We start from the raw sequence: 11,702 nt of genomic DNA, 5'->3' as shown, positions 1-11,702 counted from the left end.
CCGGGGGGATCCGCTAAATCAGCAGGCGCACGCGATCGTAGATCTGGCGATCTTCCGGCCGCGACGATCGCGTCTGCTGGCGCAGGGTGCGCACCAGCGTGTCGATAAACGCATGGGCGGCGGCGCTCAGAATGCTGTTACGCCGGGTGACGATATTCAGCTGCGCCGGCTGGCAGCTCTCCCGCAGCGCCAGCGGCTGCACGCGGGAGGCGAACTGCGGCAGCGCGACGATCGGCCGCGGGCACCAGGTGCACATCTCGGCGGACTCCACCAGCGCCTGCAGCATGCCGAACGAATGCGCCTGGATAATGCGCTGGCGCGGCAGGCGCGCGCCGTGGCGGTGAAACACCTCGTCGAGCAGCGCATCGAAACTTTCCGGGGTATAGCTCATCACCCAATCCTGCTCCAGCAGCTGATGCAGCGAGGTACTGTGCGCCAGCGGGTGGCCGCGCCGCACCATGTACGCCGTTTCATACTCCAGCAGCGGCTCGCAGTGGAACTCCTGCGGCGCCGACGACGCCGGCAGCGGCGTAATGGCAAAGTCCATCGTGCCCTCGCGCAGCTGCGACTGGGCGTTGGCCATCAGGCTTTCCGACAGTTCCAGCCGCACCGCCGGCACCTTGCTGCGAAACGCCATCACCGCCGGCGGCAGCACCGTCAGCATCAACCAGGGGGTGATCGCCGCCTTGACCAGATCCGCCGCCCGCCCGCGCAGCGCCGCCATTTCTCCCTGAGCCTGCTCCAGCTGATTCAACACCAGCCGGGCGTGCGCCAGCAGGGTTTTGCCGTAGGGGGTAAAGCCCAGCCCGGTCGGGGTGCGGATCAGCAGCGGCAGCGCCTGTTCCTGCTCCAGTTCGCGCAGCGCGCGTGTCACCGCCGCCTGCGACAGCCCCAGATGCCGCGCCGCCGCGCGAATGCTGCCGCTGTCGGCGCTGGCCACCAGCGCCTGCAGTTGGTGCAGTTTCATGTTCACCTCCTGACAATCATTGGTTGTCAGCATAACCGAACGGCGGCTACCCGGCAAAAACGGAGTTTGCTAGTCTCGATGCCTATCCCTCTGCCCCGTTCCGTGCCCGTTGGTCGGGACTCTTTTGCCGGAGACCGTGATGAACCCTTCACTCGTACTGCCTGAGATCGCCGCCGTTCATGATGAGATGGTCGCGCTTCGCCGCCACATTCACGCCCACCCGGAGCTGGGCTTCCAGGAGTTCGCGACGTCGGATCTGGTGGCGCAGCGGTTGGAGGAATGGGGTTACCGCGTCACGCGCGGCGTAGGACAAACCGGCGTTGTCGCCACACTGCAGCGCGGGCCGGGAAAATCGCTCGGCATCCGCGCCGACATGGACGCCCTGCCGATTGCCGAAACGACCGGTTTGCCGCACGCCAGCACCCATGCCGGGGTGATGCACGCCTGCGGCCACGACGGGCACACCGCCATGCTGCTGGCGGCGGCGCGCTATCTGGCGCAGCAGCCGAACTTTAGCGGCACGCTGCACCTGATCTTTCAGCCGGCGGAAGAAGGCGGCGGCGGCGCCAGAGTGATGATTGAAGACGGCCTGTTTGAGCGCTTCCCTTGCGACGCGGTGTTCGCCATGCACAACGTGCCCGGCTTCCCCACCGGCCACCTGGGCTTCGCCAGCGGCCCCTTCATGTGCTCGGCCGATACGGTACACATCACCCTGCACGGCCACGGCGGCCACGGCGCGGTGCCGCAGAGCACCGTCGATCCGGTGGTGGCCTGCGCGGCCATCGTCATGAGCCTGCAAACCATCGTGGCGCGCAATATCGATCCGCAGGAAACGGCGATCGTCACCGTGGGGGCGATGCAGGCCGGCCAGGCCGCCAACGTGATCCCGGCGACCGCCACCCTGACGCTCAGCGTGCGCGCGCTGACGGCGGCGGTGCGTGAGCGGCTGGAGCAGCGCATCACCGAGCTGGTCACGGCGCAGGCCGCCAGCTTCGGCGCCCGCGCGGAGATCGACTATCAGCACGGCTACCCGGTGCTGGTGAACCATCCGGCAGAAACCGAGCTGGCGCGCGCGGTGGCACTGGAATGGGCCGGAGAGAGCCGGGTTATCCCCACGCTGCGGCCGTTCACCGCCAGCGAAGATTTCGCCTTTATGCTGGAGAAGTGCCCGGGCAGCTATATCTCGATCGGCAACGGCCCCGCCACGCCGGGCAATTCTCTGCACAATCCCGGTTATGACTTCAACGACGACAGTCTGTCGCTGGGCGCCACCTACTGGGTCAAATTGGTCGAGCGCTTTTTGGCTCGCCCTGCGGTTTAATCGCCAACGCTGAGGAAATGACATGAAAACCATCAAAGGGCTGTTGTTGTTGCTGCCGCTGGCCGCGAGCTTTCCCGCGCTGAGCGGTGAATTCAGCGGCAAAGTGATCAAGCTAGGCATCGATCCCACCTTTCCACCGCTGGAATATAAAACCCCGCAGGGCAAGCTGACCGGCTTCGGCGTCGATATCGCCCAGGCGCTGTGCGACCAGATGCAGGCCAAATGCGTGTGGGTAGAAAGCAGCTGGGACGGCATGATCCCCGGCCTGCAGGCGAAGAAGTTCGACGCCATCGCCTCGTCGATGACCATCACGCCGCAGCGCCGGCAGCAGATCGCCTTCTCCAGCAAAGTCTCGAACGCCCCGGCGCGGCTGGTGGCGCATAAGGGCAGCAACCTGCAGCCTACCGTCGCCTCCCTGAAAGGCAAATCGGTCGGCGTGCAGCAAGGCTCCAGCCAGGAGGCCTACGCCAACGCGCTGTGGCGCCCGGCCGGCGTTAACGTGGTGGCTTACCAAAGCCAACAGGAAGTGAACGAAGATTTGGCCAACGGCCGCCTGGATGAGTCGCTGCTGGCCAGCGTCAGCGCCAGCGAGTTCTTCAAAACGCCCGGCGGCAAAGATTTCGCCTTTATCGGCGCCGAGCTGACCGACAGCAAATACTTCGGCGTCGGCGACGGCATCGGGGTGCGCAAAGACGATACCGCGCTGCTGAACGCCTTCAACGCCGCGCTGCAGGCGATCCGCGCCAACGGTACTTACAAGAAAATCAACGACAGGTATTTCGACTTCGACATGTACGGCGCGGAGCAGTAACCAGCGTTCCCCGGCGGTCACCTGCAGATCCTGCAGGATGGGGAGGCGCCTTCGGCCGCCGGGGAACGCCCCAACGGAAACGGCAGTGTCGGCAAGAACGGAAAATCAGGCGGGATAAGGATGCGGGCCAGGCAGGACGCCCGGCCCGCTAAAGCGGGTTACTTCACTTCGCCCATCGCTTTCAGCTTTTTGGACAGCTCGCGGCGTTCTTTGGACAGATCGGCATTTTTGATGATGTAGTCATCAACGCGATCTTCGTAGTCGCTGCGCATATTGGCGATGATGCCCTGAATGTCTTCAATGCTCATGCCGGGCTTGATGTACTCACTCAGGTTGTCGAGCAGCAGCACGCGCTTCTGGTTATCACGAATTTTCTTTTCGTTGTCGACGATCTCGCGTTGCAGTTTGTTTTTGCGGCGGAACATACGCACAAACTCCAGCACATCCTGGAAACTCGGCTTATTTGCATTATCCATCTTTATACCCTTGCTTTAGTAATACACAGATTCATTTGCTTACGGCCACATGGCACCAAGATACAGGTTTGTGGCGGTCCGGCACAACAGTGATTGCCTTATCTTACCCACTTTGCCCCGGCGGCCAAAACCCAAAGCGCCGCCTTCATGATCTGACCCCTTATTCGCGCCCGGCGGCGGTGCAGACCTGGAGCAGATCCCCCAGCTCTTCCAGCTGCTGCGCCAGCTCCATGCTGAGCCAGACATAGCCGTAAATCGGCGCTTCGCCGTGCTGGCCGAGGCTGACCTCTTGCATCAGCGTTTTCAGCTCGCCGGCGATCTCCGCCAGCTGCCCCGCCGCCGCCTGCCGCTGCGCCTGGGGCCCTTCACGCATCAGCACCGCCAGCGATTCCAGCGAGCTCAGCGTCAGCAGCTGGGTGCTGCGCAGCGTGCGGGCGTTCAACATGATGAAGTGCGTTTCGCGCGAGGCCCAGTAGGCGTCGGCCATCAGCTCCAGCGTGCACACCAGATTGCGGCTGAGGGTTTGCACCGCCTCGAACACCGCTTTGGGGATGCGGGTTTCCTTGCTGGCGGGCACGATCAGGCTGCGCAGCTTCACCACCTGATTCAGCAGATCCTTGAGCTGCGGCTCCAGCCGCGGCCGCTCAATGACGTTCGGCGAAAAATACGCGCCGTAGAGGCGGGCGGCGGTTTGCAGGCAGTCCGCCATCTGCATGCGCCACAAAATATAGGCGCGCTGTGGGTAGATGCTGGTGAACAGCAGCGCCAGCAGCGAGCCGAAGATCACGTCGCCGCTGCGCCACAGCGCGGTATGCATGTCGCCGGCGCCAGCGCCGCACACCACCGCCAGCGTGATCCCCACCAGCAGCGCCATATACGGCCGTTTGCCCAGCGTCAGGTAGCCGCAGACGAACATCACCACGCCGCACCAAGCCAGCATCAGCGGCAGCGAATAGAGTTCCAGATACAGGGCGATCAGGCCGGACACGGCGCCGAACACCGTGCCGGCAATGCGTTGCAGCGCCCGCTGCAGCACGTTGCCCCAAAACGAGATCGGCCCCATCACCACCACCAGGGTGATCAGCGGCCAGGTGCCTTCGGGCACCGCCAGCAAGCGGATCAGCAGAAAGGTCAGAATAAACGCCAGCCCGATGCGCACGCCGTGGACAATGCGATAGTGGCGGTAGGTCAGCAATTCAAGGGAAGAGATTTTTCGATCGAGGCGCACAATGCCTCCGATAAAGACCAGCCAGGCCGCTATTTTAGCGGAGGAAGCCCGGCAAGGAAAAGGCGAATGAGGCGTCCCCCATTCGCGGTCAGGCTCAGGCGGCGTACTTGTCGACCAGCGCGCGCAGCACGGCGGCGGTTTCGACATCCATCACGCCGTCATACTTCTGCTGGCGGAAGTGCAGCTGGAACGCGCGCACCAGCTGGCGATAGCCTTCTGCGGTATTGGCCGCCGAGGTGTCGTAGCCGTATTGGGCGAACAGCTTCAGCAGCTCGGCCTGCGCCGGCAGCCCCTGGTGGCAGTATTCCTGCTGGCGCTGCTGCTTGGTCGCCTCGTCATACCAGGCGCCGACGCCGGCCTGATACAGCTGCTGCCACGGGAACTGCGGGCCCGGATCGCTCTTGCGGCCCGGCGCGATGTCGGAGTGCGCCACCACGTTCACCGGCGAGATGTCCGGGTAACGCTGCAGGATGTTTTGCGCCAGTTGGGTGACCGCCTCGATCTGCTGCGGGTTGAACGGCGGGAAGGTGATGTTTTCACCGTCGCCGCTCGCCAGGTTGACGATCTCGATGCCGATCGAGGTGTCGTTGATATTGCTGCGGGTGCCCCACTGGCTGGTACCGGCATGCCAGGCGCGCTCGTTCTCGTCCACCAGGTTGAAAATGCGCACGCCGCTAAAGCCGGCGGCCTGATAGGTGGCCTCGGCCGGATCCGGCACCAGATAGTGCGCGCTGACCGATTTTCCGGTCAACGACTTCACCGAGTCGGCAAAGTTTTGCGCCGTGTAGTGCAGCACCAGAAAGCGCACGCGGTGGCCGAAGCTGGCGACCGATCGGTAGCTATTGTAATCAATCTTGTACATCGTAAAGTCCCTCTCTCGTTTGATTTCACTGAGCGGCCTCTCATCATGACAGGCCGCTCCGCACAGGTGAACCTTTGGCTCACCCTTTTTGTTTTAGCTAATTGCTAAATTATGCGCAAGCGTTTTTTAGCAAAACCGTTATTTACCTTTTTGCTAAAGAGTGCGATCATCGAACAATGGAAACTAAAGAAATCAGGCGCAACAATCTGCGCGAATTGATGGCCCGCTACGCCCGGCAAGGCGTCAACCAGAATGAGTTCGCCACGCTGGTTGAGTCTTCCGCGCCGACGCTGAGCCAAATCATCGGGGAAAAATCCTCCCGCAATCTTGGCGACAATCTGGCCAGGCGGATCGAGGCCAGGCTGAATTTGCCCAAGGGCTGGTTCGACGTGTTTCACGAAAAGCAGCTGGTGCGCCCGTTTGACAACGTGGCGGCGGAGTCGGACTTCCAGCCCGCCCGTTTGAAACCGGTGGTATGGGAAGATACCGAACAGGACAAGGAAGAGTTTGTGGAGATCCCGCTGCTGGATATTGATTTTTCCGCCGGCGACGGCTGCTACGAAATCGTCGATCGCGAGGAGTTTTCGCTGATCTTCCGCCGTTACTACCTGCACAAGATGGGGGTGGCGGTCAACGCCGCGCGTATTATTCGCATCTCCGGCTCAAGCATGGAGCCGCGCCTGCAGGACGGCGACGTGGTCGGCATCAACACCGACGACACGCGCATCCGGGAAGGCAAGACCTACGCCATCCGCCACGGCAATTTGCTGCGGGTGAAGGTGCTGATCGAGCAGCCGGACGGCGGCGTCATCATCCGCTCCCTCAACCGGGAAGAGTACCAGGACGAGCACCTCAGCTATCAGCAGCGCAAAGAGCAACTGGTGGTGCTCGGCCGCGTCTTCTGGTCCTCTTCGTCCTGGTAGCGGAACAACCTCGGGGCCCGCTGCGCCCGGCGGTTATTTGAAGTCCACCACCATCTGCTGCTGGATAGACAGCCCGCGGGTCGACTGCACGCAGCCGGCGATGTAGTCGGTGAAGCGCGGCGGCTTCGGCATGCCCAGCTTGAGGATCTTCTCGTTGCTGAAACGCACGTTGAGCATGGCGAACGATCCGTACAGGCGCATCGCTTTCAGCATCAGCCGCTCGTTGCACGGGCCGAAAATGTCTTTCAGCTGGCGGCGCATTTTCACCAGCGCGTCATACGTCACCTGCGCATACTCATCGCCCACCGGCGCTTTTTCCAGCGCGGCCGCCATGGCGTTGTCAATTTCGGCAAAGCTGACGCTGCTCTCCACGCCGGCGGAGATGTGATACACGTCGTTCTCCAGCGTTTCGCTGTTCATCAGCATCACCAGCGCATCCGCGCAGTAGTCCGCCGGGATCACGTCGATATTGTCCTGCAGCGAGCACATGAATTTGCGCAGCATCAGCGCCATGCCAAACACCCAGAAAATGCTGCTGGAAGGCTGGCAGCCCAGGCGGGTGTGCCCCACCACGATCGACGGACGAGCGATGGTCAGCGGCATTTGCGGGCAGCGTTGCCGCATCAGCTGTTCGATGGTGGATTTGGAACGCGTATATTCCACCAGGTGCTCGGCGTCTTCCTCAAACTCGCCGCTCTCCGCCACCAGCGAACCCGGCTCCGGCGAACAAGACATGGCGGTACCGACGTGCAGGAAACGTTTTAATCCCGGCACCTGCGCCATTCTTTCGGCAAAGGCCAGAGTGCCTTCTACGTTTACCTTCCAAATGAGCGGGTTATTACCAAATGAAGCAACGGCCGCACAGTTAATAACGTGCGTGACATTGTTAATACGTGCGTCAGTTAAAAAGTCGGCCGGCTCGGAAAGGTCGCCCAACAATATATTTTCTATCGTAATTTTAGCCAGCAGGTTCGCATCGATATTAAACTTTTCCATATTCGCGCGAATACGGGCCAGCCCTTGCTGCGCATCATCGGCGCGCACCAGTAAAAGATAATTAATAGACTGATTTTCAATCAATAATTTTTCGAGAACTGCACCACCGAGAAAGCCGGTAGCGCCGGTCAACAGTAGCGTTTTCATAATTGTCACCCACATTGGCATTGAATGTGGAAGATTGTATCTGCGGATAATTAAACAAATATTAAATAGAATTACGGCGCCCCTACTCAATTTTCTTAATATTATCTTAAGGAATCTTTTGAAACATCCATCATGGATTTCGTAACAAAAGAGTCGGGCACGCATTGCGATTAATCCCTACTGTTTAAATACCATTGATGTAGCCCCTGATTTAATTTAACGGTCAATGTTATTTCTCTTCTCGTCCGTGGAGGACTTATGACCTATAACCAAAAAGCCTGGTTGGGGGTTTTGCTGCTGTGCACCCTGTTTTGGGTGGCGGTCATCGGCGGCGCCTGTTCGCTGTATAACCGGGCGGATCGCCTCAATGCACACCAGCCGCAGAGCGAGTTCGCCGCGCGCCACAGCCTGGCCCCCTGCTCGCAGCAAGGCGCTCAGGCGTCCACCGCCCCCCGGAATGGGTAGGGACAAGACCCGCTAACGATCCTATTATGCCCTAAGGTTAACAGGGAGATAACGATGGCTCGAAAGCTGGATAGCTTACCGCAGGCACAACGCGAAAAAATAGAAACCGATTTGCTGGCCATCAGCGTGATCTACAACGAGCGCTACGGCATCGCCTCGACCCAGGCGGAAACGGAACAACAGATCCCCGACCACCTGCTCCCCTACTTTCATCAACGGCTGGATTATTATCGCCGTGCGTAATTGCGCGCATTTCGCTAACCGCCGCTTGGCATCGCTCCCCACGCCGTTACAATAGGGGCATCTTGTATCCGCCACTGAAGAGACGCGATTTTGAGCAGCAAGGCAACGGCCACATTTTATATTCACGATTACGAAACCTTCGGCAAAAGCCCGTCGCTGGATCGCCCGGCGCAGTTCGCCGGCGTGCGCACCGATATGGATTTCAACATTATCGAAGAGCCGCTGGTCATCTACTGCGCCCCGGCCGACGACTACCTGCCGGAACCCGAGGCGGTGATGATCACCGGCATCACGCCACAGGTGGCGCGCGCCAAAGGCGTTAACGAGGCCGAGTTCACCCACCAAATCCATCAGGCCTTCAGCGTGGCCGGCACCTGCATTCTCGGTTACAACAACATCCGCTTCGATGACGAAGTGAGCCGCAATATCTTCTATCGCAATTTCTACGATCCCTATGCCTACAGCTGGCAAAACGGCAACTCGCGCTGGGATCTGCTGGATGTGATGCGCGCCTGCTATGCCCTGCGCCCCGACGGCATCGTCTGGCCGGAAAACGAAGACGGCTTCCCCAGCTTCCGCCTCGAACACCTGACGCGCGCCAACGGCGTCGAGCACACGCAGGCTCACGACGCGATGTCGGACGTTTACGCCACCATCGCCATGGCCAAACTGGTCAAGCAGGCGCAGCCCCGGCTGTTCGATTTCCTGCTGCAGCACCGCAACAAGCACAAGCTGAACGCCCTGATCGACGTCGCCGAAATGACGCCGCTGGTGCATGTCTCCGGCATGTTCGGCGCAGCACGCGGCAACACCAGCTGGGTGTCGCCGTTGGCCTGGCACCCGGACAACAAGAACGCGGTGATCATGTGCGATCTCGCCGGCGATATGACGCCGCTGCTGACGCTGAGCGCCGAGCAGCTGCGTGAACGCCTGTATACCCGCCGCGACGACCTGGCGCCGGATCAGGCGCCGGTGCCGATCAAGCTGGTGCACATCAACAAATGCCCGGTGCTGGCGCCGGCCAAAACCCTGCTGCCGGAGAACGCCGAGCGGCTGGGCATCGATCGCCAGACCTGCCTGCAGAACCTGCAGCTGCTGAAACAGCACCCGGAAGTGCGCGAGAAAGTGGTGGCGCTGTTCGCCGAAGCCGAGCCGTTCAAAGGCTCCGACGACGTCGACGCCCGGTTGTACGACGGTTTCTTCAGCGACGCCGACAAGGCGGCAATGAGGATTATTCAGCAGACCAAGCCGCAAAACCTGCCGGCGTTGGATCTGGCCTTCAGCGACGGCCGCATGAAAGAGCTGCTGTTCCGCTTCCGCGCGCGCAACTACCCGAATACGCTGGACGATGCCGAGCAGCGCCGCTGGCTGCAGCACCGCCAGGAAGCGTTGAGCGCGGAGCGCGTGCAGAGTTACCTGCTGCAGCTCGAATCGCTGTATAACCTGCACGAAGGCGACAAAGAGAAAACCGCCCTGCTGAAAGCGCTGTTCGATTACGGCAAAGAATTGGTGGGGTAAAACCCGCTGCAAGCAGAAAAGGAAAAGGCCGCGAATGCGGCCTTTTTGATGGCAGAGGAGACGGCTCGCGCTTAGGCGGCGTCTTCGCTCGCTTGCGGCACCGGCAAACGGAAGCTGCGGGTGACGAAGGCCAGGTAGATCAGGCCGATAGCCGCCCAGACCAGACCCAGCGTCATCGAGCTGGCTTCCAGGTTGACCCACAGCGCGCCGACGGTCAGTGCGCCCATCACCGGCAGGATCAGGTAGTTGAACGTGTCCTTCACGGTGCGGTTCATCTTGTCGCGGATATAGAACTGCGAGATCACCGACAGGTTGACGAAGGTGAAGGCCACCAGCGCACCGAAGTTGATCAGCGCGGTCGCGGTCACCAGGTCAAACGATACCGCGGACAGCGCGATGGCGCCCACCAGCAGCACGTTCAGCGCCGGGGTACGCCACTTCGGATGCACATAGCCGAAGAAGCGAGTCGGGAACACGCCGTCGCGGCCCATCACGTACATCAGACGCGAAACGCCCGCATGTGCCGCCATGCCAGACGCCAATACCGTCACGCAGGAGAACACCAGGATCACCGACTGGAAGAACTTGCCCGCCACGTACAGCATGATTTCAGGCTGCGACGCGTCAGGATCCTTGAAGCGCGAGATGTCCGGGAAGTACAGCTGCACGAAGTAAGACACCACGATAAAGATGATGCCGCCGATCAGCGCCGTCAGGAAGATGGCTTTCGGGATCACTTTCTCTGCGTCTTTGGTCTCTTCAGACAGCGAGCTGATGCCGTCGAAGCCCAGGAACGAGAAGCACAGGATGGTCGCGCCGGTAATCATCGGCACCACGTGGGCGTTATCGGACCAGAACGGACGGCTGCTGACCAGCGTACCGGCGCCTTCGCCGTGGTAAATGCCGTTGATCACCAGGCCGAGGAACACGATCATGATCGCCACCTGCACCACCACGATGATGGAGTTCAGGTTAGCCACCAGCTTGATGCCGCGCAGGTTGAAAATCGTCATCAAGCCGACCAGCACCGCCACGAAGATCCAGGACGGGACGCCCGGGAAAATCGCTTCCAGGTAAATCTTGGCCAGCAAGATGTTAATCATCGGCATGAACAGGTAGTCCAGCAGCGATGACCAGCCCACCATAAAGCCGACGTGCGGGCTGATGGCTTTCTGGGCGTAAGTGTAGGCAGAACCGGCGGAAGGGAACTTCTTCACCAGCTTGCCGTAGCTCAGGGCGGTAAACAGGATCGCCAGCAGAGCGAAGGCGTACGCAGTCGCGACGTGACCATCGGTCAGGCCGGATACGATGCCGAAGGTATCGAAGATGGTCATTGGCTGCAGATAAGCCAGGCCCATCATCACTACCGGAACCAAAGTCAGGGTTTTGCGCAGCTGGGTGCGCTGAGCCGGAGCGGCGTTGAGGGTATTATCGGACATTGTTCAGCCCCCCCTTACCTTGAGCCTTGCGGATGGCGGACACGCCAAGACTTAAGGTTGCGGGGAAACTTCGCAACGAGCGACTTAATTCTAAAAGAAGGGGATTGTAAGCTGGATAACGGGTCGAGGAAACCTCGGCTGCTCCATAGTCGCTGCGGCCACAGCGGAAACCGGCGGGCACCGGTGCTAAAGTGAAAAATTGCCCCATCTTTCTAATCCTCATGAGTCACGACCATAAAGTTTTGTTTGATCGTGCACGAAACTATTTATCTATCCGGATCGGTGTCCGGCCTCGCTTGGTGTATG

Annotated in this window: 12 protein-coding genes; 6 read left to right on the top strand and 6 right to left on the bottom strand. The window is 60.6% G+C overall.

Features of this window, described 5'->3' with window-relative positions:
• Positions 1 to 13: 13 nt before the first annotated feature.
• Positions 14 to 967, bottom strand: a complete 954-nt coding sequence (locus WCL58_RS08615) for a LysR family transcriptional regulator (protein ID WP_087763345.1) — start codon at positions 965 to 967, stop codon at positions 14 to 16.
• Positions 968 to 1,106: 139 nt separating this feature from the next.
• Between WCL58_RS08615 and WCL58_RS08610 the strand changes: the two genes are divergently transcribed.
• Together WCL58_RS08610 and WCL58_RS08605 are read left to right on the top strand one after the other, a co-directional pair.
• A complete protein-coding gene (locus tag WCL58_RS08610; RefSeq protein ID WP_193776803.1) occupies positions 1,107 to 2,288 on the top strand; it encodes a M20 aminoacylase family protein in 1,182 nt (393 codons plus the stop codon).
• Between the two features lie 22 nt (positions 2,289 to 2,310).
• Entirely contained in the window at positions 2,311 to 3,099 is a 789-nt protein-coding gene (locus WCL58_RS08605) for an ABC transporter substrate-binding protein (protein ID WP_336850885.1), read from the top strand.
• A gap of 158 nt (positions 3,100 to 3,257) precedes the next feature.
• On the opposite strand, the gene tmaR is transcribed toward WCL58_RS08605, so the two are convergent.
• The 3 genes from tmaR to WCL58_RS08590 all read right to left on the bottom strand — a co-directional run bounded on the left by tmaR (position 3,258) and on the right by WCL58_RS08590 (position 5,665).
• Positions 3,258 to 3,575 carry a PTS system regulator TmaR gene (tmaR, locus tag WCL58_RS08600; protein ID WP_004935612.1) on the bottom strand — a complete coding sequence of 106 codons (318 nt, stop codon included), beginning with the start codon at positions 3,573 to 3,575 and terminating at the stop codon, positions 3,258 to 3,260.
• A gap of 160 nt (positions 3,576 to 3,735) precedes the next feature.
• Positions 3,736 to 4,803, bottom strand: coding sequence for an FUSC family protein (locus WCL58_RS08595; RefSeq protein ID WP_197778445.1), 1,068 nt, complete (start codon positions 4,801 to 4,803; stop codon positions 3,736 to 3,738).
• A 94-nt stretch (positions 4,804 to 4,897) separates the two neighbouring features.
• Complete coding sequence (locus WCL58_RS08590) at positions 4,898 to 5,665, bottom strand: N-acetylmuramoyl-L-alanine amidase (RefSeq protein ID WP_197757130.1); 768 nt, start codon at positions 5,663 to 5,665, stop codon at positions 4,898 to 4,900.
• 176 nt (positions 5,666 to 5,841) lie between these two features.
• On the opposite strand from WCL58_RS08590, the gene WCL58_RS08585 reads away from it, so the two are divergent.
• Positions 5,842 to 6,588, top strand: coding sequence for a S24 family peptidase (locus tag WCL58_RS08585; protein ID WP_019453597.1), 747 nt, complete (start codon positions 5,842 to 5,844; stop codon positions 6,586 to 6,588).
• Between the two features lie 33 nt (positions 6,589 to 6,621).
• On the opposite strand, the gene WCL58_RS08580 is transcribed toward WCL58_RS08585, so the two are convergent.
• A complete protein-coding gene (locus tag WCL58_RS08580; RefSeq protein ID WP_336850883.1) occupies positions 6,622 to 7,731 on the bottom strand; it encodes an SDR family oxidoreductase in 1,110 nt (369 codons plus the stop codon).
• Between the two features lie 258 nt (positions 7,732 to 7,989).
• Here WCL58_RS08580 and WCL58_RS08575 point away from each other — a divergent pair, with 258 nt between their 5' ends.
• The 3 genes from WCL58_RS08575 (at position 7,990) to sbcB (ending at position 9,957) form a co-directional block, all read left to right on the top strand.
• Complete coding sequence (locus WCL58_RS08575; RefSeq protein WP_038877873.1) at positions 7,990 to 8,196, top strand: hypothetical protein; 207 nt, start codon at positions 7,990 to 7,992, stop codon at positions 8,194 to 8,196.
• 54 nt (positions 8,197 to 8,250) lie between these two features.
• Positions 8,251 to 8,439, top strand: a complete 189-nt coding sequence (locus tag WCL58_RS08570) for a DNA polymerase III subunit theta (protein WP_049200522.1) — start codon at positions 8,251 to 8,253, stop codon at positions 8,437 to 8,439.
• Between the two features lie 90 nt (positions 8,440 to 8,529).
• Complete coding sequence (gene sbcB / locus WCL58_RS08565) at positions 8,530 to 9,957, top strand: exodeoxyribonuclease I (protein ID WP_336850882.1); 1,428 nt, start codon at positions 8,530 to 8,532, stop codon at positions 9,955 to 9,957.
• A gap of 71 nt (positions 9,958 to 10,028) precedes the next feature.
• On the opposite strand, the gene WCL58_RS08560 is transcribed toward sbcB, so the two are convergent.
• Positions 10,029 to 11,396: an APC family permease gene (locus tag WCL58_RS08560; protein ID WP_038877871.1), complete on the bottom strand. Its 1,368-nt coding sequence runs from the start codon at positions 11,394 to 11,396 to the stop codon at positions 10,029 to 10,031.
• Positions 11,397 to 11,702 lie beyond the last annotated feature (306 nt).

The organism is Serratia sp. TMDUHS_CL (assembly GCF_037137105.1).
Taxonomy (GTDB): Bacteria; Pseudomonadota; Gammaproteobacteria; order Enterobacterales; family Enterobacteriaceae; genus Serratia; species Serratia nevei.
The sequence above is the reverse complement of the archived record's forward strand: the minus strand, read 5'-3'. Positions and strand labels throughout refer to the sequence as shown.

Bases quoted from the DNA above. Each gene is read 5' to 3' on its own strand.
- WCL58_RS08615 (WP_087763345.1), bottom strand. From the start codon at position 967: ATGAAACTGCACCAACTGCAGGCGCTGGTGGCCAGCGCCGACAGCGGC.
- WCL58_RS08610 (WP_193776803.1), top strand. From the start codon at position 1,107: ATGAACCCTTCACTCGTACTGCCTGAGATCGCCGCCGTTCATGATGAG.
- WCL58_RS08605 (WP_336850885.1), top strand. From the start codon at position 2,311: ATGAAAACCATCAAAGGGCTGTTGTTGTTGCTGCCGCTGGCCGCGAGC.
- tmaR (WP_004935612.1), bottom strand. From the start codon at position 3,575: ATGGATAATGCAAATAAGCCGAGTTTCCAGGATGTGCTGGAGTTTGTG.
- WCL58_RS08590 (WP_197757130.1), bottom strand. From the start codon at position 5,665: ATGTACAAGATTGATTACAATAGCTACCGATCGGTCGCCAGCTTCGGC.
- WCL58_RS08585 (WP_019453597.1), top strand. From the start codon at position 5,842: ATGGAAACTAAAGAAATCAGGCGCAACAATCTGCGCGAATTGATGGCC.
- WCL58_RS08580 (WP_336850883.1), bottom strand. From the start codon at position 7,731: ATGAAAACGCTACTGTTGACCGGCGCTACCGGCTTTCTCGGTGGTGCA.
- WCL58_RS08575 (WP_038877873.1), top strand. From the start codon at position 7,990: ATGACCTATAACCAAAAAGCCTGGTTGGGGGTTTTGCTGCTGTGCACC.
- WCL58_RS08570 (WP_049200522.1), top strand. From the start codon at position 8,251: ATGGCTCGAAAGCTGGATAGCTTACCGCAGGCACAACGCGAAAAAATA.
- WCL58_RS08560 (WP_038877871.1), bottom strand. From the start codon at position 11,396: ATGTCCGATAATACCCTCAACGCCGCTCCGGCTCAGCGCACCCAGCTG.